Source organism: Oerskovia enterophila (assembly GCF_044748475.1).
Lineage (GTDB): Bacteria > Actinomycetota > Actinomycetes > Actinomycetales > Cellulomonadaceae > Oerskovia > Oerskovia enterophila.
The window spans coordinates 1-24,609 of record NZ_JBIVFZ010000001.1; the positions used below are offsets into that span (position 1 = coordinate 1).

The following is a 24,609-nucleotide window of genomic DNA, read 5'->3' on the forward strand; positions in this document are numbered from 1 at the left end:
GGGGGGGGGGGGGGGGGGGGGGGGGGGGGCCCCGGGGGGGGGGGGGGGGGCCCCCCCCCGGGGGGGGGGGGGGGGGCCGGGGGGGGGGGCCCCGCGGGGGGGGGGGGCCGGCCGCCCCCCCCCCCCCCCCCCGACCCCGTTCTCGCCGGGCGCGGGGCTCAGCCCGCGGTCGGCTCGTCCGTGTGCTCGACGACGTAGCTGCGGCCGTCCGGACCCGTCACGTACTCGAAGCGCGTCTTGAGCTCGCGGTCGCGCTCGGCCTCGGCCGCGGAGACGCCGCGCCCGGGAGAGCCCTGCTTCCCGACCTGGGCGGGGCCGAAGATCGGCAGGAACGTCTCGGTCATGCGCAGGCCCAGGGGGCGTCGTCGCTGCTTGTCGGCCATGCGCCTCTCCTCACGAGAACGGTGCAACTGCATGGTGCACCAATGATTGGTGTACCAAGCATAGGCGAGATCTGGCTACCATGGCGACATGACCACCTCGACCGAGAGCGCCGCAACGCCCGCCCGCAGCGGCCACGACCCCCTCGCTCTTGAGTCGCAGGTCTGCTTCGCGCTGTCCGCGGGGGCGCGTGCCATGGTCGCCATGTACAAGCCTCTGCTCGAGCCCCTGCGCCTGACTCACCCGCAGTACCTCGTGATGCTGGCCCTGTGGCAGGACGCGGCGGCCGGTGAGCGCACCACGGCCACGTCGCTCGCGGACCGGCTCCACCTGGACCCCGGCACGCTCTCGCCGCTCGTCCGCCGTCTGGAGACCACGGGGTACCTCACCCGGTCGCGCAACGAGCACGACGGCCGGGTCGTCGACGTCACGCTGACCCCGGCCGGTCGCGAGCTGCGCGACCAGGCCGAGCACGTCCCGCCCGCGATCACCGCCGCGACGGGCCTGACCCTCGACGAGCTCGTCGAGGTCCACGCGGCGGCCTCGAAGGTCGTGGCCGCGGCCCTGCGGGCGGGTGTGATCTAGCAGGCTCGGGCGGTCGCGCCCTCGGCCTCGCCGCTGCGACCAGGTCCACGGCGTGCCTAGGGTGCGGTGATGAGTGCACCTGCTGTCCCCGACCGTCCGACGCGCGTGAGGACCATGGTGACCGCGGCTCTGAGGCAGTGGCATCTCCATCCCCGATGGGCCATGGCGGTGCGCGGAGCCGTCGCGGCTGCCGCGGCATGGCTCGTGGGGATCGTCATGCCGGAGCCGTTCTCGGACTACCCCTACTACGCCCCGCTGGGTGCGGTCGTCGCGACGACGAGCACCGTCGCCCGGTCCGTCCGGGAGTCCCTTCAGGCGGTGGGCGCGATCCTGGCGGGAGCCGTCATCGCTCGTCTGGCCGACCTGCTCCTCGCCCCCAGCGCGCTGTCGATCGCACTCGTCGTCGCGATCGCGATCCTGGTCGCAGGCTGGGGCGTCCTGGGTGACATGGGTTCGTGGGCCGTCACCTCGGCCTTGTTCGTCCTGATCATCGGCAACGCGGACAAGGTGGGGTACGTCGGGGCCTACGCGGGGCTCGTGGTCGTCGGGGCCCTGGTGGGGATCGGGATCAACCTGCTGTTCCCTCCCCTCCCGCTCGCTGCCTCGGACGTGGCCCTCGGCAGGCTGCGCGAGGCGCTCGCCGACCAGCTCGACCACCTGGCCGACGGCCTCGACCGGGGCGCAGCCCCGTCGCCCGAGGAGTGGGACGAGCGGCGCCTGACGCTGGGGCCCGTGATCGACGTCTCGCGGCAGTCCGCGGCGCGCACGGAGGACGCGTTGCGCGCCAACCGTCGGGCGAGGCGGTACGCCGAGACGTCGCGCACGCAAGGAGTCCAGGCCCAGGCTCTCTCGCTCACGTCGTCGGTCGTGGGAGACCTGACGCGCCTGATCACGAGCTGGGAGACGCAGGACCGGGACGACCTCGCCTTCGGAGAGCCGCTGCGCCCTCTGGCGAGGGACGCCCTGCGCGCCTACGCGGACGCGGTCCGGTCCATGACAGGGGCGGTCGCGGACCCCGAGCGCGTGTCGCGCGTCGAGCGGACTACCGACGCGTTGCGGCATGCGGTCCGCGACGTGCGGAGCGGCTCGGAGGAGGACTACTTCGTCGCGGGAGCGACGGTCCTCGCGATCCGGCGGGGTGTCGCGGTGGTCGCGGGGGAGTAGTCCGTGCGTCAGGCGTCGGTCACGCTGATCGACCCGTCCTGCCCGACGGCGAAGCGCACCTGGTCGAGCCCGCTCGCCCCCGCGTCGGGGGCCACGGCGGCACCGGCGAGCTGCTCGAGCGAGTGCGTGCCCTCGACGACGAGCACCGCGCACCCGGCCGCCCGTCCGGCCGTGACCCCGGCGGGCGCGTCCTCGACCACGAGGCACCGCGACGGGTCGACGCCCAGGCGCTCGGCGCCCAGCAGGAACGGGTCGGGGTCGGGCTTGCCGTGCGTGACGTCGTCGGCCGTGACGACGACCGCGGGCGGCACCAGGCCTGACGCCCCGATGCGCGCCGCGGCGAGCGGCCGCGTGCACGACGTGACGATCGCCTGGCGCGTGGCCGGCAGGGACGCGAACGCGTCGACCGTGCCGGGCAGGATCCGCACGCCCTCGTTGTCGTTGAGCTCGAGGTCGTGGATCCGTTCGTACGCCTCCTCGACCTGGTCGGCCGGCAGGAGCCGCGCGATGAAGGTGCGGGCGGGGGTGCCGTGCTCGATCTGGAACGAGTCGGCGTCCGGCAGCCCGTACTCGTGCGCCCACCGGCGCCAGTTGCGGTCCACGGCGGGCACCGAGTCGATCAGGGTGCCGTCCATGTCGAACAGGATCGCGTCGAACGTGCGCCCGGCGAACGCGTCGCCCGGCGTCGGGAGCGCGGGAGGCTCGGGGAGGTCGGGGCTGGGTACGGGGAGGACGGACATGCCCCGAGGCTACCGGCCGTGCCGGGCTGCCCGACGGGTGTCAGGCGGCCCGACTATCGTGGGCGCGTGAGCACACCCGGTTACTTCATCTCGTTCGAGGGCGGCGACGCCGTCGGCAAGTCCACCCAGTCCCGCCTCCTGGGGGAGTGGCTGGGCGAGCTGACCGGCCGCGAGGTCGTGCTGACGCGCGAGCCCGGGGGCACGGAGCTGGGTGTCGAGCTGCGCCAGGCCGTGCTGCACGGCCGGGACATGGACGCTCGCACCGAGGCCCTCATCTACGCCGCGGACCGCGCGCACCACGTCGCCCACCTGGTCCGCCCCGCGCTCGAGCGCGGCGCGGTCGTCGTGACGGACCGCTACCTCGACTCGTCGGTCGCCTACCAGGCGGGCGGGCGGGAGCTCGGTGTCGACGAGGTCGAGCTCATCTCGCTGTGGGCCGTCCAGGGGCTCATGCCCCACGTGACCGTCCTGCTGGACCTGGACCCGGCCGTCGCGGCCGAGCGTCTCCAGGGGAAGCCGGACCGTCTCGAGAGCGCCGGTCTCGACTTCCACCGGCGCACGCGCGAGGCGTTCCTGTCGCGTGCTGCCGCGGACCCCGAGCGGTGGGTCGTGATCGACGCGACCGCCTCGATCGAGGACATCCAGGCCCAGATCCGGGTGGACCTCGCGGTCCGGCTCGAGCTCACGCCCGTGGTCGAGGAGGCCGAGGACACGGTCGAGGCGCTGCCCGACGACGGGTTCGACGACTCCGACTCCGCGATCGGCTACGCCCCGGACCTCGCGGACCTGCCGGTCACGTCTCCCGTGACGCACCCCGCCCCGGGGCCGGCCGAGCGGACGAGCGCCCCGTGACCGTCTGGGACGACGTCGTGGGGCAGGAGCACGCGGTCGAGCTGCTCTCGGCCGCGGCGACCGACCCCGCGGCCATGACGCACGGCTGGCTCTTGACGGGACCGCCCGGCTCGGGCCGGTCGAACGCCGCGCGGGCCTTCGCGGCCGCGCTGCAGTGCGAGCAGGGCGGGTGCGGGGTGTGCCAGGCGTGCACCACGACCCTCGCGGGCACCCACGCGGACGTGACGATCGTCGCGACCGAGAAGGTGACCATCGCGATCAGCGAGGTGCGTGACCTGGTGGGCGTCGCCAGCCGCCGCCCCTCGCAGGGGCGCTGGCGCGTCATCATCGTGGAGGACGCCGACCGCATGGCCGAGCGCACCACCAACGTCCTCCTCAAGGCCATCGAGGAGCCGCCGCCCCGCACGGTCTGGATCCTGTGCGCGCCCAGCCCGCAGGACGTCCTGGTGACGATCCGTTCGCGGTGCCGCGGCGTGGCGCTGCGGGTGCCGCCGGTCGAGGCCGTCGCCCGTCTGCTCGTCGCCCGTGACGGCGTGGACCCCGTCGTGGCCGAGGCCGCTGCGCGCGCCGCCCAGAGCCACATCGGCCTGGCGCGCCGGCTGGCCCGGGACGGCAAGGCGCGCGAGCGCCGCTCCTCGGTCCTGTCGATCGCGCGTCGCATCCGTGGCGTCGGGGATGCCGTGGTCGCCGCGGGCGAGCTGGTCGAGGTCGCCCAGGCCGAGGCCAAGGCCGCGACCGAGGAGCGTGACGCGGTCGAGAAGGCCGAGCTACTGCGCGCCCTGGGGGTCGAGGCCGGGGGCGTCATGCCGCCCAAGCTGCGCTCTCAGCTCACGGACCTCGAGAAGGACCAGAAGCGCCGTGCGACCCGTCACCAGCGCGACGTCCTGGACCGCGCGATGCTGGACCTGCTCTCGCTCTACCGCGACGTGCTCGTGGTCCAGCTCGGGGCTCACGTGGACCTCGTGAACACCGAGCTCGCGGAGACCGTGCAGGCCCTTGCCGAGGACTCGACCCCCGAGCAGACCGTGCGCCGCATGGACGCGATCGGGGTGGCCCGGGAGCGCCTCGACGGCAACGTGGCGCCGCTGCTCGCGCTCGAGGCCATGGCGATCGCCCTGCGCCCGCAGGGCTGAGCGCCCACCGCTCAGACCGTCGACGCCTCGCGCGCGGCGACGATCCGCTCGCCGTTGGCCTCTGACCAGGCGCGGATCGCGTCGACCGGGCCCAGGAGCGAGCGGCCCAGGCCCGTGAGCGAGTACTCGACGCGCGGGGGGACCTCGGCGTAGACGGTCCGCGTCACGATCCCGTCGCGCTCGAGAGAGCGCAGCGTCTGTGTGAGGACCTTGGGGGTCACGGCGCCGATCTTCTCGCGCAGCTCCCCGAACCGCAGCACGCCGGTCCGCAGCGCCATGAGGACGAGCAGCGTCCACTTGTCCCCGAGACGCTCGACCACGAGCCGCGAGGGGCAGGTCGGGGAGAAGACGTCGGGGACTTCGTCGACCGATCCAACAGTATCCACCAGGTAATAATGGCACGTTGAAGTCATTGGTACCCGTTGGATACCGTCAGGTCTATCGCGACGCACCGGGCGTCGTCGGCGCCCCGTCGGGGCGGGTACGAGGAGGCTCACATGAAGGTTCTGCTGACGGGCGGCACGGGATACATCGGGTCCGCGGTGCTCGCCGCGCTCGTGGCTCGCGGTCACGAGGTGACGGCCCTGGTCCGCAGCGAGGGGTCTGCGCGCACGGTCGAGGCCGCGGGAGCGACGCCGGCCGTCGTCGACCTCACGGACACCACGGCGGTCGCCACGCTCCTCGCGGACGCCGACGCCGCGGTCCACGCCGCAGCCGCGAGCGACGGCTCGAGCCCCACGATCGACGCCTCGGTCGTCGACGCGGTCCTCGCGACGTTCGACGGCACGGCCCGGCCGTTCGTCCACACGAGCGGCATCTGGGTCTACGGGAACGGGGAAGCGATCGACGAGGACTCGCCCCTGGACCCGCCCGCGATCGTCGCGTGGCGCCTCCCGATCGAGGAGCGGCTCCTCGCGGCCACGGCCCAGGGGCGCGTGGCCGGGTCGGTCGTGGTCCCCGGCGTCGTCTACGGCCATGGTGCGGGCATCCCGGGGATCGTCGCGGGTGCGCCGCGCAGCGAGGGGCCCGACGGCGCATCCCTCACCCTCGTGGGCAGCGGCACCCAGCGCTGGGCGACGGTCCACGTCGACGACCTCGCCGAGCTCTACGTGCTCGCGGTCGAGCAGGGCCTGACCGGCCGCCTCCTCGGCACGGCCGACGGGTCTGCTTCCGTCATCGACCTGACGCGTGCGGCGAGCCGTGCCGGGGGGCTGGGTGGCGCCGTCGGGCCAGAGGACGAGGGCGCGACCCGCGAGCGCCTCGGCGCGCCCTTCGCCGACGCGCTGCTCCTCGACCAGCGGGTCGCGCCCGTGACGCGTGCGCGCGCCCTGGGCTGGAGCCCGCGCCGCCCCTCGCTCGTCGAGGAGCTCGAGACCGGGAGCTACGCGCCTGCCGTGTCTGCGCACCGAGACCCGACGGCCGGGGCGATGGACTTCACCCCGGCCTTCCGGGAGGATGTGGCGACCTGCCCCGCGACGAGAGCGAAGCAATGGCCGACAACGGTTCCACCCGGACGACCGACCGACGGGGAGCCGACGGGCGTCACGGCGAGAAGGGCGGCGCTCTTGCGCTGACGGGCGCGGTGATCGCCTGGGGCGTCGCCCTGATCCATCTGGTCAACGGCTTCACCCGGCCGCTCGGGATCATCGATGTGCGGTCGATCTCCCCGACCGGTGCCGCACAGGAGCGCGAGAGCATGTCCGTGAGCGCGGTCGAGGGCACCTCGATGCCATGGACGGACGTCTATCTCCACCGCCCGCTCGACAAGATCGACCTGATCCTGTTCTTCGCGCTCGTCGGGACGGCATGCTTCCTCGGGTACCTGCTGGCTCGCCGCAGGGGACGCGGAGCGCAGGCCGTCCTGGACGGCTCGTCGACCTCCCGCTGGCTCGGGATCGTGCTGATCGCGGTGGGCGTCGTGCCCGCGCTCGCCCAGCAGCAGGGGTCCCTCGCTCGGCTCGCGGACGCCGGGCTCGAGGAGGTCCTCACCCCCGTCGACCCGGAACTCGGCTGGGGGTGGATCGTCGCAGGGCTCGGACTCATAGTCGTGGTGCCGGCCCTGCAGAAGGCGGCGCGGCGGCGTCGGGACTGAGCGCTGGTGGCACTCGACGTTCACCTGATCGTCGGACGGACGGCCCGCAGTGGTCGTCGACGTGTAGCGCGGCAGCGCTAGTGTCGCGAGCGACAAGACACCGGACCACCGGAAAGGGCACTACGACGATGACCCTCACGCTCACGCTCGTCCGCCACGGGCAGACCGTCCTCAACGCACGCCGCCACCTCCAGGGGGCGTGCGACTCCCCGCTGACCCGCACGGGTCGCGCCGGGGTGCGCGTGACCGCGCAGCACCTGGCGCGGCACGACTTCGGCACCGCGTACTCCTCGCCCCAGGGCCGCGCGGTCCTCACGGCCATGGAGATCCTGCGCCACCACCCCGACCTGCCCATCACGGTCGACGCCGACCTGCGCGAGCTGTCGTTCGGCTCGTTCGAGCGGCGTCCCGAGCACGAGCTCGACGCGGTCGTGCCGTGGTCGGTGCTCGTGCCCGCGGTGCTCGCGGGCACGCACCCCGGGGTCGGCGGGGGCGAGCCGGGGGGCGAGTTCATGGCCCGGGTGCGCGGGGTCTTCGGGCGCATCGTGGCCGCGCACGACGACGCCTCGGGGCCGGGGGCGGGCCACGACCGGAACGTGCTCGTCGTCGGGCACGGGCTGACGCTCGGTGCCTACCTCGCGACGATCGACCCGTCGGGGCTCGCGGCGCTGCCGAACGCCTCGGTCTCGACCGTCGAGGTCACGGACGGCGTCGCGCGCGTCGTGGCCGTGGGCGTCGACGTCGCGGGGCACGGCGCTGTCGCGGCGCGGCCCGCACCCGTCTCGGCCTGAGGCCCGCGCCCGCCCGGCCGGCCGGCCGGCACGCGGCGCGTCACGGCGCGTCAGGCTGCTGCGGGCGGGGTCGGGTCCGGCACGACCACCGGTCCGCCGACGATCGCCTCGATCTCGGCGCGGTAGTACCGGCGCTGCCCACCCAGCGTCCGGATCGCGGAGAGCCGCCCGCGCGACTCCCACCGGCTCACGGTCTGAGGGCCGACACGGAAGACGAGCGCGACCTCTGCGGGGGTCATGAGCTGGTGGGGTCGTTCCGGCCGGTCCATCGTGTCTCCCAGGTTCCTGGCGCGCGTCGCGTGCCCGCTCGGTCGGGCCGCAGGTCGGCGACCCATTTCTCCCCGATGCTGGTGCACCACAGGTCCACTCACGTGCCAGGGTCCGTTCGGGTGAGTAGGGCCACGGCGGAATCACGGGGTGCTCAGCAGGCTCCGCCGAAGGCCTGAGTAGCCGGGTGAAGTGCTCGCGCGCAGTCGGTCGGATCCAGCGCCTCGTGGCACCCTGGAGTATTCGGCTCATCGCGACGCACTGGGGGAGTGGTGCTGTGACGACAAGGAACGAGACCGACGGAGATCTCGAGGCGGTGCTCGACGCCGTCCTGCGCGGCGACGGACCGCAGCCCGTCGGTCGCTACGTGCTCGACGTCCCGACGGGGAAGTGGTGGTGGTCGGACGAGCTGTTCGCGATGCACGGGTTCGTCCCGGGCGAGGTCGTCCCGACGACCGAGCTCATGCTCGCGCACAAGCACCCCGACGACCTGTCGCGCGTGCAGGGGGTGCTCGCCGAGGTGACCAGCCGTGGGACGCCGTTCAGCTGCACCCACCGGATCATCGACGCCCACGGCCGCACCAGGACCCTGGGCGTGGTGGGGCAGGGGGACCTCGACGACGAGACGGGGATCGTCACGCGGGTCACGGGGTACTTCATGGACCTGACGGAGACCCACGGCGCGCGCGTCCGGGAGGAGGCCTCGGCCGAGATCAGGGCGTCGGCCTCGCACCGGGCCGCGATCGAGCAGGCCAAGGGCGCGGTCATGGTCCTCTACGGCCTGAGCGAGGACGAGGCGTTCGCGCTGCTGCGCGACCACTCGAGCATCACGAACGAGCCCGTGCGGTCGATCGCTGCTCGACTGATCGCGAGCATGGCGGATCTCGGGGGGAGCACCGCGACGCGGGAGGACCTCGACGCGTTCTTCGCGCCGCCGACCCCGACGCTCCCTGCCGATCTCAGGCTCCCGACGGCGCCGCTCGCCGGGAGCGCGCCACGTCACCGAGGATCACGGCGAGCAGGACACCGTTCGAGATCCAGTTGATCGCGAGCGGGGACAGCACCGGGTAGGTCGCGTAGAGCAGCCCGAGGGCCCCGACCCCCGCGACGTGGGGCAACGACCAGGATCCGCCGGTCGCGCGCCGGAACAGGGTGTTGCCCGCCAGGTAGACCATGCCCGCGCCGCAGATCAGCCCTGCCGTCCACGGGTCGGCGTGCCCTGAGCCCTCGTGGCCGAGCGGGTGCAGCAGCACCAGCTCGTCGGCCACGGCCGTGAGCACGATCCCGACCACGAGCAGGTACGGGACGTACGTGTAGGCGGTCTGGGCGATCATGCCGGTCGAGGCCGAGCCGGCGAAGTACGCGGTCGCGCGCCGTTCGGAACGGTCGAAGTACAGCAGCCACATGAGCACGGTCGAGGCGAATGCCGCGAGGAACGCGAGGACCACGGTCGCGCTCAGCTCGAGGTCGCCGAACGCGGTGCCCGTGACGATGATCGACTCGCCCAGGCTGATGATGATGAAGAGGCCGACGCGCTCGGCCATGTGCTCGCCGCGCACGACCCACGTCGAGGGGTCCGTGGGTCCCAGCACGGGCACCCGGAAGAGCGCCCGCGGTCCGGCGTAGTCGACGAGCACCGCGACGATCCACAGGATCAGGCGCCACGAGTCGTCGGGCACCAGGGCGCCCGCGACCCAGAAGATCCCCGAGGTGACCTGCCAGACCGTGATCCGCACGAAGTTCGTGCCGTTCTCGGGCCAGTGCCGGTGGAGCGCGTACGTGGTCCAGGCCGAGCGCCCCACCTGGATGGCGACGAACGTCCCCGCGAACAGCAGGGCCTTCTCACCGAACGCCTCGGGGATCGCGCTCGACATGAGCAGGCCCAGCAGCATGAGCACGAGGAGCAGGGTCCGCACCGGCAGGCGCTCGGGGTCGAGCCAGTTGGTGACCCAGGTGGTGTCGATCCACAGGTACCAGACCGCGGCCCCCAGGATGAGCGTCTGGACCAGGGTGGTGCCGTCGGGGTGGGCGATGAGCGAGTGCGAGAGCTGGGTGACCGCGAACACGAACACGAGGTCGAAGAACAGCTCGATGTAGCCGACCTTGTCCGAGTCGTGCCCGTGCCCGTGGCGCAGGACGTCGGTGCGCATGCCCCACGTGCCCGGTGTGCGGGCCGTGGGCTGGCCGGTCGGGGGAGCGCTCATGGGCGCGATCCTCGCACGCCGGGCGAGCGGCGTCGCGCGCTCACTCCACGGTGAACGCCTTGCCGGGCCAGTAGGCCCATTCCTCGAAGTCCGCGACGCGGCCGTCGTCCGCGAAGCGCAGGATCCACAGGTCCCGGTACTCCTGAGGTTCGGGGCCGCCGTAGCGGACCTCGAGCCGCACCACGGCCGTCGTGCCCTCGACCGCGACGGGCGCGGCCCGCAGGGTGAACGTCTCCCCGGAGTCGACGAGCCAGAAGTCCCGGATCTCGCCGTGGCCGTGCAGGGGCTCGTCGTAGGGCGAGCGGGCGTAGCGAGCGTCCTCGGTGAACAGGGTCTCGACGGCGCGCAGGTCCTCCTCGCGCCAGGCCGCCTCGTACGCGGCGACCCAGGTCATGACGGCCTCGTGGTCCATGCGTGCCTCCGCTCGTCGGTCCCTCGACCGTAGTCCGGGCCGCGCGCGCCCGCATTCGCCTGGTCGTGCGGGCTCCGCCCCCGGCACAATGGCTCTCGGCGGGCACGATCGTCGCGACGCACGCACGCCACCCGACGACAAGGAGGCCCGGCATGGTCGGCACGGCAGCGGTCCTGGGCATGACGGCGGTCGCCCTGGGCATGGTCCTGACCCCCGGACCCAACATGGTCTACCTGGTCTCGCGCAGCATCAGCCAGGGGTGGCAGGCGGGCATGGTCTCGCTCGCGGGGACCGCGGCCGGGTTCGTGGTCTACATGACCCTGGCGAACGTGGGCCTCGCAGCGGTCTTCGTCGTGGTGCCGTGGCTGTACGTCGGCCTGAAGGTCGCGGGCGCGTGCTACCTCCTCTATCTCGCGTGGAGGACGCTGCGCCCGGGTGGGCGCTCTCCGTTCGAGGCGCAGGACCTCCCGCGCGACTCGCGCGCGACCCTCTTCCGCATGGGCCTGCTCACGAACCTGCTCAACCCCAAGGCCGCGATCATGTACCTCGCGCTCATCCCGCAGTTCATCGACCCGACCGCAGGCAGCGTCATGGGGCAGGGGTTCGTGCTGGGCGGCGTGCAGATCGGGGTGAGCGTGCTCGTCAACGCGGGGATCGTGCTGGCCGCGGGCAGCATCGCGGTGTTCTTGCGCTCGCGCCCCACGTGGATGCGCTGGCAGCGGCGCGCGACCGGCACGCTGCTGGGCGCGGTGGGGGTCAAGCTCGCGATGGACGCGCCTGCCCCGGCGACGGCATGAGGACGCGCCGCGACCGCTCCGTCCTCGTACTCCGCGGACCTCTACGGCCCGTAGGGCGGCGCGCCGATCGTCTCGCTCGCCCACGAGGCGACGTCGTCGGGCGTCCGGGCGACAGAGGGGCGGGTCGCCCAGGTCGAGCGGGTCGGCGGCAGGGACCGGTTGGTCCCCTCACGGAGTGGCACGCCCGCCGCGAGGCCCGACGGCGCCGCTCACCGCACAGGTCGGCCTCACCCGGGTCCTGACCGGGGGAGAGGCGTGGTGACGTGCGGGTGGTGCGCTCCGCCGTCGGGCCGAGGCCCGTGCCCTGACGACGAGCCGCGGGCGCTGGTACGGTCGGCGCGCAGCCGGCACCGTCGCGGGCTCGGGGGCTGGAGGGGGCACGAGATGGAAGAGGCCGATCGGGGGATGTGGACCCGGCTCGCGGTCCTTGCGGTCGTGGTGCTGGGGGCGGCCGTGTGGTGGACGACCTCCGACGCCGCGCTCGTGGCCCGCGGAGGTGAGGAGCTCGATCTGATGTACGACTACTCGTCGCTCGAGGAGCTGGCGGTCGAGACCACGGACGTCGCCGTCGTCGAACCGACCGGGGAGACCTGGACCGAGCACGTCAGCGAGGCTCCCTTCGTCGTGACCGAGCTCAGGGTCGTGAGCTCGGACGACGGCCCGCTGGTCGCCGACGACCTCATCACGATCCGTCAGGACGACGGGCGCTATGTCAACGCCGCGCCCGTCCCGCGCGCGGGGGAGCGCTACGTGATCTTCCTCGACCGGTCCGAGAACGACCCGGGCGGGACGAGGTACGGGATCGTCGGCGCTCAGGCGGTATGGCACCTCGACGGTGCGAGGGGCAAGCTCACGACGCCGAAGAGCTCCTTGCCGCGACGGGTGACGGTGTCAGGTTCTGAGGGTGGGCTGCGCGTCTCGTCGCGGTAGCGGGCTCGTGCAGGGACCGCGACCCCAGCGCGAGCAGCGGTGCCGCGAGCGTCGCCCCGGCGACGAAGAGAGCGACGCCCGTCCACCCCGCGTGGACCCACGCGACGCCCCCGAGCCAGCCGAGCAGGCTCGACGCCGCGTAGTAGAAGACGTTGTAGAGCGACGTCGCCTGCGCCCGCCCCACGACCGCCCGGTGCCCCACCCACCCCGACGCGACCGCGTGCGCCCCGAAGAACGCCGCCGTCAGGACCACAAGACCCAGCAGGATCACGGGCAGCTGCGGGGCGAGCGTCAGGAGCGCCCCCGCGCTCATCGCGGCCCCCGCCGCCGCCAGGACGCGGCGGCGCCCCCACCGGACCGTGAGGCTGCCCGCGAGCCTCGACGAGACCGTCCCGCCCAGGTAGGCGAAGAACACGAGCGACGTGATCGCGGGCGACAGCAGGTAGGGCGGGGCCTCGAGGCGGAAGCCCAGGTAGTTGTAGATGGTCACGAACCCGCCGATGACCAGGGCGCCGTTGGCGTACAGGACGAGCAGGCCGCGGTCGCGCAGGTTGGCGGCCACCAGCGCGCCCACCTCGCGCAGTCGCGCGCCGCCCGGCGAGAAGCCCCGTGCGCGGGGAACCAGCAGCACGAACGCCACGGTCGCGACCGCGCACAGCGCCGACACCGTCGCGAGGCCCACGCGCCACCCCGCGAGCTCGGCGACCGGCGCCGCGAGCACCCGGCCCGCGAGCCCGCCCACCGACGCCCCGCCCACGAACAGCCCCGCGACCACGGCCGTGTGCGCGGCGTGCACTTCCTCGTGCAGCAGCGTGACGGCGAGCGCCGGCACCCCGCCGAGCGCGGCCCCCTCGAGGAAGCGGCCCGCGACGAGCAGCTCGGTCGTGGGCGCGAACGGCACCAGGACGCCCAGGGCGCTCGCGGCCACGAGCGCGGCCCGCATGGCGCGCACGCGCCCGACGCGATCGGCGACCACGGACCAGGGCAGGACCGCGAGCGCGAGGCCGAGCGTCGCGGCCGAGACCGTCAGGGACGCGGTCGGGGCCGAGACCCCGAGGTCGGCCGCGACGACCGGGAGGATCCCCTGAGGTGAGTAGAGCTGCGCGAACGTCGCGACCCCTGCGCACACGAGCGCGACGACCGTCCGGCGGTATCCCCGGGAGCCGCGCCGGTGGCCCGTCCACGCCGCGGGTGGGAGGGGAGCGGGCACCAGGGTCGTGGTCATGCGCTCGACGCTAGGAATCACCGACTCTTGCGTCCAATGCATGTTTGACGGTCAACACATACGCTCGGCGCATGGATGTCACCCTCGACGAGCAGACCCGCCGCCTCCTGCACCTGCTGCCCGCGTTCGTCGCGGTCGCCGAGGTCGAGCAGGTGACGCTCGCCGCCGCGATGCTGCGGGCCCCGCAACCGACCGTGTCCCGGGCGGTCGCCCGGGTCGGGGAGGTGCTCGGCGTCCCGGTCGTCGAACGGCACGGACGCGGCATCCGCCTGACCGACGCGGGCCGCGCCCTGCTGCCCCACGCTCGCCAGGCGCTCGCGGCGCTGGGCGCGGGCGTCGACGCGGTCCGCTCGGCCGAGGCGCTCGCGCGCGGCACCCTGTCGGTCGCGTTCCAGACGTCCCTGGGCGAGTCCGTGGTCCCCGCGCTCATCAAGGAGTTCCTCGCGGGGCACCCCGCGGTCCGCTTCACCATGACCCAGGGCGCGCGCCGGACGTGCCTCGACGCGCTCGCCGCGGGCGAGGCGGACATCGCCCTGGTCTCGCGTCTGGTGCCGGCCCCGGCCGGGCTCGACACCCTCACGCTCTTCCAGGAGCCGCTGGTCCTCATGGTCCCGGCTGGGCACGAGCTCGCGGGGAGGACGGGCGCCACGCTGCGCGACGCGGTGCGCTCGACGTTCATCACGCTCAAGCACGGGTACGGCCTGCGCGGGACCGTCGACGCGCTGTGTGCCGCGGCGGGCGTGCGCCCGACCATCGGGTTCGAGGGCGAGGACCTGCACACCGTCCGGGGGCTCGTGGCCGCGGGCCTGGGCGTGAGCGTCTTGCCGCCCGCGCGCCACCCCGTGCACGAGGGTGTCGAGCTCCGTCTCGACGAGCCCGTCACGACGCGCGACATCGGCGCGGCGTGGTCCCCGCAGAACACGTCGCCCACGCTGGCCGCGTTCGTCGCGATGCTCCGCGCGGGGACGTCGGTCGCGAGGGTGCAGGCGGTGGGAGCGCGGGCCGGTGGGGTGCCCGACGCCGGAGCGTCCGTCCGCTGAGCCTGCGTCCCGGTCATCGGTCGCGAGGGCCGCGCCCGGGTGAACTGCCGCGTGTGATCCGCGTCGCCCCCGGTGTCGCGGGGCAAGAACGACGGGCCTCGCGACATGATGAGGGTGACGGGTGACGCCACCGCGGACCCGCGACGATGCCTCGAAGGAGTACCGCCCATGACTTCCCTGCGCCGCCTCGCCCCCGCCGTCTCTCTCGTCGCGCTCCTGGCGCTCACCGCGTGCGGCACCGACACCGACTCGGGCGGCTCGTCGCCCACCGCCGAGGAGAGCAGCAGCGCCGAGGAGACCACGCCGTCCGAGGAGACGCCCGAGGCGCCTCTGAACGCTGCCGACCTGCCGATCGAGGCGGGGGCCAACGGGGTCGACCTGCCCGACGGGATCGACCCGCCCTCGAACGGTGGCACGGGGGCGGCCTGGACCGCCGAGGACGGCTACCTGTACGTCGTGACGTTCGGGTCGAGCACGTGCCCGACCGTCGCCGAGGGCGAGGCGACCCTCGAGGGGAGCGACGTCGTCGTGACCTTCGAGAAGGTCGAGGACGACAAGCCCTGCACCATGGACATGCGTGGCTGGACCACGGTCGTCAAGGCGCCCGAGGGCGTCGACGAGTCGGCCGACGTGACCGTGAAGCTGGACGAGGCGGGCTCGGTCGTCCTGACCCCGCGTGCGGCCGCGGGCCAGGTCGGCGAGGCCGCGTGGGTCGAGCAGTCCTGACCTCCTGACAGCGCTGGGCGGCGGCACGGGGCGCCGCCCGTGAAGTTCACGTGAAAGGGCTGGGCCCGGAGACCTCGAACGAGGTCCCGGCCCAGCCCGACCCGTTACCGTTGCCGGGTGAAGACGCCCTCCCGCCGCACGTCAGCGCTGTCCGCTGCGACGCTCGCCCTCGCCCTGCTGCTCGGCGCGTGCGCCCCCTCGCCCAAGGTGCAGAGCCCAGCGCAGACTGCGTCGTCGGGTTCGACGGGAACCGGTGAGGAGGTGCCGGTCGAGCTCGCCGAGTTCTACGGCCAGACCCTCCAGTGGGAGGACTGCGGCGGCGGGTTCGAGTGCACGACCGCGATCGCACCGCTGAGCTGGAAGGACCCCGCGCAGGGCACGATCGAGCTCGCGCTCAAGCGGCTTCCGGCCGAGGGCGAGAAGATCGGCTCCCTGCTGACGAACCCCGGAGGGCCGGGCGGGTCGGGCGTCGAGTACATCACGAGCGCCGCCGCCGGGATCGGGGAGCCCGTGCGCGAGGCCTACGACCTCATCGGGTTCGACCCGCGCGGCGTCGGCTCCTCGACCCCCGTGGTCTGCCTCGACGACGCGGCCAAGGACGAGTCGCTCTCGCGCTCGTTCGAGGACAGCGACGAGGGGCGCGCGGCGATGGCCGCCGACCTCGAGGCGTGGGCCGATGCGTGCGCCCAGAACACCGGGGACCTCCTGGGCAACGTCGACACCCAGAGCGCCGCACGCGACATGGACATGCTGCGCGCGGTCCTGGGGGACTCGACGCTCAACTACCTCGGCTTCTCCTACGGGACCCAGCTCGGCGCCACGTACGCGGGCCTGTACCCGGAGAAGGTCGGGCGCATGGTGCTCGACGGCGCGATCGACACCACGCTTTCCTCCGACGAGATCGGGGCGCAGCAGGCCGTCGGCTTCGAGAACGCCCTGCGCGCCTACGTCGAGGACTGCCAGGGCGGCAAGGACTGCCCGCTCACGGGGACCGTCGACGAGGGCATGGCGCAGATCCGGGCGTTCCTGGACCAGGTGGGCGAGCGGCCCCTCAGGACGAGCAGCGACCGTCGCCTGACGCAGACGCTCGCGTTCTACGGGATCGCGCTGCCGCTCTACAACAACGAGAACTGGTACGCCCTGACGGCGGCACTCGACGCCGCGATGAACGGCAACGACGGCACCATGCTGCTGAGCTTCGCGGACCTCTACAACAGCCGCAACGCCGACGGCACCTTCAGCGACAACTCGGCCGAGGCCTTCCGGGCCGTCAACTGCCTCGACGCGCGCGGCAACCCCGACCCTGAGTTCATGAAGGAGCAGGCCGCCCAGATCGAGGAGGCCGCCCCGACCATGGGCTCGTTCTTCACCTACGGCGGCATGGCGTGCGTCGACTGGGCCTACCCGGTCGCGGACCAGGAGTTCGACCTGCACGCCGAGGGCGCCGCGCCCATCGTCGTGATCGGGACCACGAACGACCCCGCGACCCCGTACGTCTGGGCCGAGGGCCTGGCCAAGGCGCTCGACTCGGGCGTGCTGCTCACGTGGGAGGGTGAGGGTCACACGGCCTACGGCCGCTCGAACGCGTGCCTCGAGGACGCCGTGGACGCGTACCTGGTCGACGGGAAGGTCCCCGAGGACGGGAAGGTCTGCTGAGCGCCGGCCGCGTCCGGCGGCGGGTGCGGCCGGCTCGGGGGGCGTCCCCTGCGGCCTCCGGCGGGCTCTGACGGGCTCCGTGAGGAACCTGCCCGACGCCGTCACGGAGGTCGGTTTGTCTCGACGCCCTCGCGTTGGGTACAGTAGCGACGCTTGCTGAAACGGAGCGCCGCAAGGCGAGACGTCCAGTACGCGCCGCCTTAGCTCAGTCGGTAGAGCGTCTCACTCGTAATGAGAAGGTCAACAGTTCGATTCTGTTAGGCGGCTCAGACAAGAAGGCCCGGAACCTCGATGGTTCCGGGCCTTCTGCGTCGTCCGGGTGAGAAGCCGATGGCCTGCTCGAACTACAGGCAGCCGCCCGCGACCCAGTCGGAGTTCGCGGTCGCGAAGTCGGGGTCGGCCGTGGGGGACAGGACCCGCATGAGGATGACCTGCTCGGGTGTCCCGGCCGGCTGCAGCCCGTCCTTGTCGCCCTGGGTCTCGAAGACCAGATAGCCGTCGGGGCCGGCGAGCCACCAGACGTTCGACACCGGACCAGGGGTCCCCGCGACCAGGTTCGGGTAGGTGGCCTGCAGCGTCGCCAGGTCCGTGCCGATGCCGACGCCCTCGGCGGTGCGCGGTCCAGCCTGGAGGACGTCGATCCAGACGACCCCGGAATCGGTGACCTCGACGGCCATCGGATACCCGCCGTCGGCCCCGGGGTAGGTCGTGACCCATCGGCCGGGGTCTCCGTCGCCCATGTCCGCGCACTCGTCGGGCGACCACCGGATCATCGCAGCCCCGGGGTTCGACTCCGGAGGGACGCCGATCGCGAGAGGGCCGAGGCCCGAGGTGCTGACGACGAGGTCCTCGAACGCAGGAAGCGCTTCGGCAGCGGGTGCCTCGGTCGATGCCGGGGCATCGGCGCTCTTCGGGGCTTCCGCCGTCGGTGTGGGGGTCACGTCGCGCGGTGTGGTGGCGCTCTGGGACGGGGCGCTCGACGAGGGGTCTTCTGCCGGGGAGGGGCTCGCGCAACCGGCAAGCACCAGGGCAACGACCGCCGCGCTGACGAGAGCTCGATCGCGGAACCTCATGTCGCACCACCCTTGACGCTTCCACGTTCAGCGTACGCGCAGCGCTCGGCCGCGCGACGGAACGATGCAGGATCGCAACCTCGGGTGGTGCGCGAGGTGCTCCGGCTCCCGTGGTCGTGCACGGCATCCTCGGTAGGAGCGGAGTCTCGGACCGACCCCCGCGAGCCACCACCTAGGCTTGTCCCATGTTCACCTTCGGCCGTCGTCGCCCTGTCACCTACGTCCTGGGCCAGCCGGTCAAGAGCTTCCCGGAGATCGCTCCCCAGGTCGAGCGGGGCAACATCCTGCGCATCACCGAGATCGGCGAGCCCGTCCTGCACACCCCGTGCCGTGAGGTGACCGAGTTCGGCACTCCCGAGCTCGCGCAGCTCGTCGACGACATGTTCACCACGATGTTCGTCGCGGAGGGCGTGGGCCTTGCCGGGCCGCAGGTCGGCGTGGACCTGCGGATCTTCGTCTACGACGTCGAGGACGAGAACGAGGACCGCCACGTCGGGCACGTCGTCAACCCCGTGCTCGAGGTCTTCGACGGACCGGGCGACGAGATCGAGGAGAGCGACGAGGGCTGCCTCTCGATCCCCGGCGCCTACTCGCCGCTGGCCCGCCCGGTGAAGGCGGTCGTCCGGGGTCTCGACCAGCACGGCAACCCCGTCGAGCTCGTGGGCACCCACTTCTTCGGCCGGGCCCTCCAGCACGAGGCCCAGCACCTCGACGGCACCCTCTACTTCGACCACCTGGCGCCCGCAGCCCAGGAGGCCGTGATCGCCGAGATGCACCAGGAACGCCCCGGCGTCCTCGAGGAGCGACGCGAGCTGTCCGACGCGCTGGGCAAGGCGCCCGCCGAGTACCCGGCCGAGCCCCTGCGCTGAGACAGGGCTGGCCGGGCGGGCGCCGCCCAGGTCGCTCGGCCGGTCGGGCCCACCCCGCCCTGGACCCGAAAGCACGAGAGCCCCCGCCCGGGAGCCGCAGCAGGTGCTCTGCGGACGGCTCCCGGGCGGGGGTCTTCGTACGTTCGAGGTCAGCCGCGCTGCGCGCGACGGCTGACGAGCACCGCGCCGACGCCGGCGGCGAGCAGTGCCGCGGCGCCGACGGCGATGAGCATCGCGTTCGAGCCCGTGGCGGCCAGGCCGTCCTTCTCGGCGGCGACGGTGTTCGAGACGGCCACTGCGCCCTCGACGGTCACGGGATCGGTGCCCGCAGGACTCTCGGCGCCCTCGGGGACCGTGGTCTTCGGCGTCGTATCGGGCACCACGGTCGTCGGGTTCTCGGCGTCGTCGCCGCTTGCCGGAGGCGTCTCGACGGCTTCGTCCGGACCCCTGGGGGTGCCGGGGACCGCGGGGGTCTCCTCGTCGGTAGGGAGCTCGGCACCCGGGACCACGGGGACAAACGGGGTGCCGGGCGTCTCGGGTGTCGACGTGGTCGGCGTGCACACGGGCTTCTGCCCGCCCTCGCCGAAGTGCTCGTCGTACTCGGCGACCTGGACCCAGGTCACGCAGTAGCCGTCGGGGAACGCGGCAGCGGCACCGCTGAAGTCGTAGAAGCTCGTGCCGATGTACTTGCCGGACGGCTGGTTGTTGAGCGACTCGAAGTGGGTGCCGAAGCTCCGGGCCCCGGTCCCGTCGAGCGCGGTCGCACGGTAGTTCACGTGGCCGCCGTCGACGTAGGCGGTGCCCGTCGGCAGGGTCACGCCCCCGGCGGTCACGGTGTAGGGGGTCGGGGCGTCGGAGCCGCCGGCGGACGCGATCGCGGGGGTGGTCGCGAGGATCGCTGTCGTCAGGAGGGCGACGGGTACTGCGCGCATCAAGGAGGACCTTTCCGGGGGAGGGGTGCCCTCGGCTCAAGGGTGCGAGCGGGGCTGGCCAGATAGTGAACTGGACGGTTGTTCAGTTCACCGTACTCTTCCGACATGCCTGTCTCCACCACCCAAACCGGACATGTGAGCGCTAAACGTACCGCCCTCCGGGTGAATGTGGAAGCGCTACCAAACTGTTGCCAACCCTTCCGGTTCCAGGCCCTTCGCCGCCGACGCGGAGGTGGTCGAGACCGGGGTGCCGCCGCGTGCGGGACGGCGGCCGCGCCGTCGGGCAGGTGCTCCGGATCCTCCCGGTAGCGGCCCGCAGCGAGCGACCGGTCACCCCCGCGCGGGGCGGCTCAGAGCGTCGCCAACCACTGCACGACGGCGTCGCTCACCGCCGCGTGGTCGTTCCGGACGTCGTGCGCCCCGGGCAGGCGTACCTGCGTGACAGGGCCGGGGATCGCGGCGACGTGCTCGTCGAACTCCTCGGGCGAGCCGAACGGGTCGGTCGTGCCCGACACGAACAGCACGGGGACCGTGAGCTGCGGGAAGTGGTCGACGCGCAGCTTGTCGGGCTTGCCCGGCGGGTGCAGGGGGTAGCTCAGCAGCACGAGCCCGGCCGCAGGCAGCCCCTCGGCCACGGCGATCGAGCACATGCGCCCGCCGTACGACCGGCCGCCGAGCACGAGCCGGTCCGGCGCGAAGCCCTCCTCGGCAGCGAAGCGCCCGGCCTCCTCGACCAGGTGCGCGACGGCGACCGGCGCACGGTCGGGCATGCGCTTCCCGGCGATCCGGTACGGGAAGTCGACCCGCCGCACGGGCAGCGGCGCCACGGCCTCCTCGACCGCGACGAGCGTCGGGTGGTCGCGCCCGGCCCCGGCGCCCGGGGTGAGGAGGAGCCCGCCGACCGCTGGAGCTGGGGATCGCGTCATGGGTCCAGTGTTGCAGCGGCGGGCTGGTCGGTGCCGAGCATGCGGTCGCCGTTCCTCGAGCATGCGGTTGTCGTCCGTCTCCTGGGGATTTCGGACGACAACCGCATGCTCGGCCATGAAGGGCGGGGCTGCCGACGACCACGAGGTTCCGTGCGGTCGAGCACGAGGTTGCGGTCGCGGACGTGCTCAAATCGACCGCAACCTCGTGCTCGGCACCCGTGGCCGGTGCGCAGCCAGGCGCTCGGCACCCAGCAAGCGCCGCCCCGCGGCCGCCTACAGCCCCGCGAGCAGCTCCTGCATCTCAGCGATCTCGGCCTCCTGCGCGTCGATGATGGCCTGCGCCAGCTCGCGCGCCTCGGGGTTCTCGCCGTCGGCGAGCTCGGCCTCGGCCATGTCCACGGCACCCTGGTGGTGCGCGATCATGCCCTCGAGGAACAGTCGCGAGACCGTCGTGGCGTCTGCGTCCTCGAGCGCCTGGATCTCCTCGTCGGTGAGCATCCCGTCCATGGAGTGCCCCGAGTGGTCGCCTGTCGACCCGGCTCCCCACTCCTCGAGGAACCCGTTCATGCGCTCGATCTCCGGCGCCTGTGCACCCTCGATGCGGGTTGCGAGGTCGACGACCGCTGGGTCGACACCGTTGGTGTCGAGCACGATCCGTGACATCACGAGCGCCTGCTCGTGGTGCGGGATCATCATCTGCGCGAACATCACGTCCGCGTCGTTCGCCGAGGCGTCGGCTCCTGCGTCCGGCGTGCCCTGCGAGGTGTTCTCGCCCATGTCGTGGCCCTCCATGTCTCCCGTTGCGCCGTCGCCCCCGTCGGTGCAGCCCGCGAGGAGCAGCGTCGAGCCGAGCGTCAGACCGATCGTGGCCCTGGTCAGGGTGTGCTTGTTCATCAGTGGTCCTTCAGGTGTGTCGGTGTGCCGCGAGCCCTCGCGGCGGTGATGGCGTGCTGCGGCCCCGTCCGGGCCGAGCTCCTATCTCCGACTGATCCCGAGCGCGACGAGAGACGGCGGACGCAGCGCCCACCCGGGCCGCGACCAGGGTGCGACGACGCGCGCGAGGTGCGTGACGCCGTCGGGCAGGCGACGCCACAGCGCCGGGCCTGCGAGCGACACGAGCGCGACGAGCACCATGAGGCACATCGCCTCGAGCTCGCCGTGCCCCGTGCCCGACGGCGCCCCCTCCTCCGCGCCGACGTCGCCCACCGTGTGGCTCGCCGGGCTCGTCGTGCCTGCGGCGGCCGTGTGCGTCGTGCCGTGCGTCACGGGGCTGCCCGACATCTGGTGCATCCCGACGAACCCGCCGAGCAGCACCAGCATCCCGAGCAGCACCGCGAACCGCCGGACGGGGCCGGAGGTTCGCGGGGGCCGCAGCGCGGACGACAGGACGGGCACGGGGCTCAGGACGCGGCCACGCGAGCCGGGTCGAGGTCCAGCCGGCGCAGGAGCTGCGCGTTGAGGGCCACGATCACGGTCGACAGGGACATGAGCAGCGCGCCCACGGCCATGGGCATGACGAACCCGACCGGGGCCAGGACTCCCGCCGCGAGCGGCACGGACACCAGGTTGTACCCGGCGGCCCACCACAGGTTCTGCTTCATCTTGCTGTAGCTCGCCGTGGACAGCTCGATCACGGACAGGACCGATCGAGGGTCGTCGCTCGCGAGGATGACCCCTGCCGACGCGATGGCGACGTCGGTGCCCGCGCCGATCGCGATGCCCACGTCCGCCTGCGCGAGCGCCGGGGCGTCGTTGACGCCGTCGCCGACCATCGCGACCTTGTGCCCACGGGCCTGGAGCTCGGAGACCTTGGCGCCCTTGTCTCCCGGGCGCACACCGGCGAAGACCTCGTCGATGCCGAGCTCGTCCGCGACCGACTGCGCCACGGCCTGGGCGTCACCCGTGATCATGACGACGCGGATGCCGCGACGGTGCAGGGCGTCGATCGCCTCGCGGGACTCGGGCCGGATCTCGTCGGCCAGGGCGAACGCGCCGAGGATGACGGCGCTGCCCGCGGACCCGCCGGCTGACCCGTCCGAGAGGGCGAGCGCGTGCAGGACCGTCGCGCCCTCGCTCTCCCACGCGGCGACGTCGGGCAGGGGAGACAGGCCATGCTCGCGCAGGAGCGAGGGGCCACCGACCGCGATGCGGCGACCGTCCACCAGGCCCGAGACGCCCACGGCCGTCGACGACCGGAAGTCCTCGGCGCGCGGGACCCGCACGCCCCTGTCCGCGGCAGCGCTCACGATCGCGCGGGCCAGCGGGTGCTGAGAGTCGGCCTCCACGGCCGCGGCCAGCGCGAGCAGGTCCTCCTCGGTGCCCGACGCCACGGTCACGTGCGTCACGACGGGCTCGCCCTTGGTCAGGGTGCCGGTCTTGTCGAACAGGACGGCGTCGACCGTGCGCATCTGCTCGAGCGCCATGCGGTCCTTGACGAGCACGCCGGCCTTGGCCGCGCGCTCGGTCGAGATCGACACGACGAGCGGGATCGCGAGACCCAGCGCGTGGGGGCACGCGATGACCAGGACCGTGATGGTCCGGATCAGGGCGTCCTCCGGTGTGCCCCAGATGCTCCACGCGACCAGGGTCAGGACCGCGGCGCCCAGCGCGAACCAGAAGAGCCAGCCCGCGGCACGGTCGGCGAGGCGCTGGGCGTGCGACGACGAGGCCTGAGCCTCGGCCACGAGGCGCTGGATGCCCGCGAGGGCCGTGTCGTCGCCGACCGCGTCGACCTTCACGCGCAGCGCCTGGTCGGTCGCGACCGTCCCGGCCACGACGTGGTCGCCGACCGTCCGGCGCACCGGGCGCGACTCGCCCGTGATCATCGACTCGTCGACGTCCGCGGTGCCCTCGGAGACCACGCCGTCGGCAGGCACGCGCCCGCCAGGGCGCACGACGACGACGTCCCCCACCACGAGGTCCGTCGGCGACACCGTGGTCACCTGGCCGTCGTCGCCCACGCGCTCGGCCTCGTCGGGCAGCAGAGCCGCGAGCGACTCGAGGGCCGACGACGACTGCGCCAGCGAGCGCATCTCGATCCAGTGGCCCAGCAGCATGATGACGACCAGGAGCGCGAGCTCCCACCAGAAGTCGAGCTCGTGCGACAGGATCCCCAGGCTCGCGCCCCACGACGACACGAACGCGACCGTGATCGCGAGCGCGATGAGCAGCATCATCCCGGGCTTGCGGGCCCTGAGCTCGTCGACCGCGCCCGTGAGGAACGGCCTGCCGCCCCAGACGAACATGATCGTGCCGAGGACCGGTGAGACCCAGGCGATGCCCGGGACGTCGGGCAGCGAGTAGCCGATGATCGACGCGAACATCTCGCTCGCGAGGACCGTGGGGACCGCGAGGGCCAGCATGATCCAGAACAGGCGGCGGAACATCGCGACGTGGCCCGAGTGGCCGCCGTGGCCTGCATGACCTGCGTGACCTGCGTGACCTGCGTGGGCCGCACCATCGGTGCCGGGCATCGCGGTCATGTCGTGGCCGGCGTGTTCCGAGCGGTCGGTGTGCGTGCCGGTCACGTCGTGGCCCGCGTGGCCCGCGTGCTCGTCGTGGTCCATGGGATTCATCGTCCCGTCCTTCCTCGTATCGCGCCGGGCGAGCCTTCGCGCGGCAATACCCCCCTGGGGTATCGATAACTCATGATCCTGCCGCAGCATTCCCGGTCCGTCAAGAGGAGGACCGCACCCCGTCGGTTGCCGAGCACGAGGTTGCGGTCGCTCTGAGCTCGAGAACGACCGCGACCTCGTGCTCGGCACCCAGAGGTCAGCCCCGTCCCACGATTCATAGCCTCCCCATAGGTTCGTGA

General features: G+C 73.0%; 27 protein-coding genes and 1 tRNA gene. 15 read left to right on the forward strand and 13 right to left on the reverse strand.

The genetic code is table 11. The annotated features are described in order from the left end of the window. Positions 1 to 158: 158 nt before the first annotated feature. The gene (locus ACIPWA_RS00005; protein WP_056762982.1) at positions 159 to 383 is read right to left on the reverse strand and encodes a hypothetical protein; all 225 of its coding nucleotides are present in this window, start codon (positions 381 to 383) and stop codon (positions 159 to 161) included. An 88-nt stretch (positions 384 to 471) separates the two neighbouring features. Here ACIPWA_RS00005 and ACIPWA_RS00010 point away from each other — a divergent pair, with 88 nt between their 5' ends. After that, positions 472 to 966, forward strand: a complete 495-nt coding sequence (locus ACIPWA_RS00010; RefSeq protein WP_400287501.1) for a MarR family winged helix-turn-helix transcriptional regulator — start codon at positions 472 to 474, stop codon at positions 964 to 966. 69 nt (positions 967 to 1,035) lie between these two features. Beyond that, positions 1,036 to 2,130, forward strand: coding sequence for an FUSC family protein (locus ACIPWA_RS00015; protein WP_400287503.1), 1,095 nt, complete (start codon positions 1,036 to 1,038; stop codon positions 2,128 to 2,130). 8 nt (positions 2,131 to 2,138) lie between these two features. On the opposite strand, the gene ACIPWA_RS00020 is transcribed toward ACIPWA_RS00015, so the two are convergent. Continuing rightward, on the reverse strand, positions 2,139 to 2,870 hold the full coding sequence (locus ACIPWA_RS00020; protein ID WP_400287505.1) for an HAD-IA family hydrolase: 732 nt from the start codon (positions 2,868 to 2,870) through the stop codon (positions 2,139 to 2,141). 66 nt (positions 2,871 to 2,936) lie between these two features. On the opposite strand from ACIPWA_RS00020, the gene tmk reads away from it, so the two are divergent. Next, positions 2,937 to 3,722, forward strand: a complete 786-nt coding sequence (tmk, locus tag ACIPWA_RS00025; RefSeq protein WP_082608778.1) for a dTMP kinase — start codon at positions 2,937 to 2,939, stop codon at positions 3,720 to 3,722. Next, positions 3,719 to 4,855, forward strand: coding sequence for a DNA polymerase III subunit delta' (locus tag ACIPWA_RS00030; protein WP_056649385.1), 1,137 nt, complete (start codon positions 3,719 to 3,721; stop codon positions 4,853 to 4,855). The genes tmk and ACIPWA_RS00030 overlap by 4 nt, the downstream gene beginning before the upstream one ends. An 11-nt stretch (positions 4,856 to 4,866) precedes the next feature. Here the strand turns inward: ACIPWA_RS00030 and ACIPWA_RS00035 are convergent, their stop codons facing one another. Further along, complete coding sequence (locus ACIPWA_RS00035; protein WP_068707544.1) at positions 4,867 to 5,268, reverse strand: winged helix-turn-helix transcriptional regulator; 402 nt, start codon at positions 5,266 to 5,268, stop codon at positions 4,867 to 4,869. 84 nt (positions 5,269 to 5,352) lie between these two features. On the opposite strand from ACIPWA_RS00035, the gene ACIPWA_RS00040 reads away from it, so the two are divergent. From ACIPWA_RS00040 to ACIPWA_RS00050, 3 genes are all read left to right on the forward strand, one after another. Then, on the forward strand, positions 5,353 to 6,429 hold the full coding sequence (locus ACIPWA_RS00040; RefSeq protein WP_400287509.1) for an NAD-dependent epimerase/dehydratase family protein: 1,077 nt from the start codon (positions 5,353 to 5,355) through the stop codon (positions 6,427 to 6,429). Between the two features lie 8 nt (positions 6,430 to 6,437). Further along, complete coding sequence (locus ACIPWA_RS00045; RefSeq protein ID WP_400287511.1) at positions 6,438 to 6,947, forward strand: hypothetical protein; 510 nt, start codon at positions 6,438 to 6,440, stop codon at positions 6,945 to 6,947. A gap of 128 nt (positions 6,948 to 7,075) precedes the next feature. After that, a complete protein-coding gene (locus tag ACIPWA_RS00050; protein WP_400287514.1) occupies positions 7,076 to 7,738 on the forward strand; it encodes a histidine phosphatase family protein in 663 nt (220 codons plus the stop codon). Positions 7,739 to 7,788: 50 nt separating this feature from the next. On the opposite strand, the gene ACIPWA_RS00055 is transcribed toward ACIPWA_RS00050, so the two are convergent. Beyond that, positions 7,789 to 7,977: a helix-turn-helix domain-containing protein gene (locus tag ACIPWA_RS00055; protein WP_331709588.1), complete on the reverse strand. Its 189-nt coding sequence runs from the start codon at positions 7,975 to 7,977 to the stop codon at positions 7,789 to 7,791. Positions 7,978 to 8,282: 305 nt separating this feature from the next. Between ACIPWA_RS00055 and ACIPWA_RS00060 the strand changes: the two genes are divergently transcribed. After that, positions 8,283 to 9,050: a PAS and ANTAR domain-containing protein gene (locus ACIPWA_RS00060; RefSeq protein WP_400287516.1), complete on the forward strand. Its 768-nt coding sequence runs from the start codon at positions 8,283 to 8,285 to the stop codon at positions 9,048 to 9,050. Here the strand turns inward: ACIPWA_RS00060 and ACIPWA_RS00065 are convergent. Then, positions 8,965 to 10,209, reverse strand: a complete 1,245-nt coding sequence (locus ACIPWA_RS00065; RefSeq protein WP_400287518.1) for a low temperature requirement protein A — start codon at positions 10,207 to 10,209, stop codon at positions 8,965 to 8,967. The genes ACIPWA_RS00060 and ACIPWA_RS00065 overlap by 86 nt on opposite strands. Before the next feature lie 40 nt (positions 10,210 to 10,249). Then, positions 10,250 to 10,621 (reverse strand): YybH family protein, encoded by a 372-nt coding sequence (locus ACIPWA_RS00070; protein ID WP_068627260.1) that lies wholly within the window; start codon positions 10,619 to 10,621, stop codon positions 10,250 to 10,252. 152 nt (positions 10,622 to 10,773) lie between these two features. Here ACIPWA_RS00070 and ACIPWA_RS00075 point away from each other — a divergent pair, with 152 nt between their 5' ends. Together ACIPWA_RS00075 and ACIPWA_RS00080 are read left to right on the forward strand one after the other, a co-directional pair. Then, the gene (locus tag ACIPWA_RS00075) at positions 10,774 to 11,418 is read left to right on the forward strand and encodes a LysE family translocator (RefSeq protein WP_056649407.1); all 645 of its coding nucleotides are present in this window, start codon (positions 10,774 to 10,776) and stop codon (positions 11,416 to 11,418) included. Between the two features lie 384 nt (positions 11,419 to 11,802). Next, on the forward strand, positions 11,803 to 12,348 hold the full coding sequence (locus ACIPWA_RS00080) for a hypothetical protein (RefSeq protein ID WP_400287521.1): 546 nt from the start codon (positions 11,803 to 11,805) through the stop codon (positions 12,346 to 12,348). On the opposite strand, the gene ACIPWA_RS00085 is transcribed toward ACIPWA_RS00080, so the two are convergent. Beyond that, positions 12,269 to 13,573, reverse strand: coding sequence for an MFS transporter (locus ACIPWA_RS00085; protein ID WP_400287523.1), 1,305 nt, complete (start codon positions 13,571 to 13,573; stop codon positions 12,269 to 12,271). The genes ACIPWA_RS00080 and ACIPWA_RS00085 overlap by 80 nt on opposite strands. A 71-nt stretch (positions 13,574 to 13,644) precedes the next feature. Here ACIPWA_RS00085 and ACIPWA_RS00090 point away from each other — a divergent pair, with 71 nt between their 5' ends. The 4 genes from ACIPWA_RS00090 to ACIPWA_RS00105 all read left to right on the forward strand — a co-directional run bounded on the left by ACIPWA_RS00090 (position 13,645) and on the right by ACIPWA_RS00105 (position 17,262). Continuing rightward, complete coding sequence (locus ACIPWA_RS00090; RefSeq protein ID WP_400287525.1) at positions 13,645 to 14,613, forward strand: LysR family transcriptional regulator; 969 nt, start codon at positions 13,645 to 13,647, stop codon at positions 14,611 to 14,613. 168 nt (positions 14,614 to 14,781) lie between these two features. Next, on the forward strand, positions 14,782 to 15,339 hold the full coding sequence (locus ACIPWA_RS00095) for a hypothetical protein (protein WP_056649418.1): 558 nt from the start codon (positions 14,782 to 14,784) through the stop codon (positions 15,337 to 15,339). Between the two features lie 117 nt (positions 15,340 to 15,456). After that, positions 15,457 to 16,995, forward strand: a complete 1,539-nt coding sequence (locus ACIPWA_RS00100) for an alpha/beta hydrolase (RefSeq protein WP_400287528.1) — start codon at positions 15,457 to 15,459, stop codon at positions 16,993 to 16,995. A gap of 194 nt (positions 16,996 to 17,189) precedes the next feature. Further along, positions 17,190 to 17,262, forward strand: a tRNA-Thr gene (locus tag ACIPWA_RS00105). 77 nt (positions 17,263 to 17,339) lie between these two features. Here ACIPWA_RS00105 and ACIPWA_RS00110 read toward each other — a convergent pair. Further along, positions 17,340 to 17,936 carry a hypothetical protein gene (locus ACIPWA_RS00110; RefSeq protein WP_400287530.1) on the reverse strand — a complete coding sequence of 199 codons (597 nt, stop codon included), beginning with the start codon at positions 17,934 to 17,936 and terminating at the stop codon, positions 17,340 to 17,342. Positions 17,937 to 18,253: 317 nt separating this feature from the next. Between ACIPWA_RS00110 and def the strand changes: the two genes are divergently transcribed. After that, complete coding sequence (gene def, locus ACIPWA_RS00115; RefSeq protein WP_400287532.1) at positions 18,254 to 18,937, forward strand: peptide deformylase; 684 nt, start codon at positions 18,254 to 18,256, stop codon at positions 18,935 to 18,937. A gap of 149 nt (positions 18,938 to 19,086) precedes the next feature. On the opposite strand, the gene ACIPWA_RS00120 is transcribed toward def, so the two are convergent. The 5 genes from ACIPWA_RS00120 to ACIPWA_RS00140 all read right to left on the reverse strand — a co-directional run bounded on the left by ACIPWA_RS00120 (position 19,087) and on the right by ACIPWA_RS00140 (position 24,370). Beyond that, the gene (locus ACIPWA_RS00120; protein ID WP_400287534.1) at positions 19,087 to 19,869 is read right to left on the reverse strand and encodes a hypothetical protein; all 783 of its coding nucleotides are present in this window, start codon (positions 19,867 to 19,869) and stop codon (positions 19,087 to 19,089) included. Between the two features lie 350 nt (positions 19,870 to 20,219). Next, the gene (locus ACIPWA_RS00125) at positions 20,220 to 20,795 is read right to left on the reverse strand and encodes an alpha/beta hydrolase family protein (RefSeq protein WP_400287536.1); all 576 of its coding nucleotides are present in this window, start codon (positions 20,793 to 20,795) and stop codon (positions 20,220 to 20,222) included. 273 nt (positions 20,796 to 21,068) lie between these two features. Continuing rightward, a complete protein-coding gene (locus ACIPWA_RS00130; protein WP_400287538.1) occupies positions 21,069 to 21,689 on the reverse strand; it encodes a DUF305 domain-containing protein in 621 nt (206 codons plus the stop codon). An 81-nt stretch (positions 21,690 to 21,770) separates the two neighbouring features. Further along, a complete protein-coding gene (locus tag ACIPWA_RS00135; protein ID WP_400287540.1) occupies positions 21,771 to 22,190 on the reverse strand; it encodes a DUF6153 family protein in 420 nt (139 codons plus the stop codon). A 5-nt stretch (positions 22,191 to 22,195) separates the two neighbouring features. Beyond that, on the reverse strand, positions 22,196 to 24,370 hold the full coding sequence (locus ACIPWA_RS00140; RefSeq protein WP_400287542.1) for a heavy metal translocating P-type ATPase: 2,175 nt from the start codon (positions 24,368 to 24,370) through the stop codon (positions 22,196 to 22,198). Positions 24,371 to 24,609 lie beyond the last annotated feature (239 nt).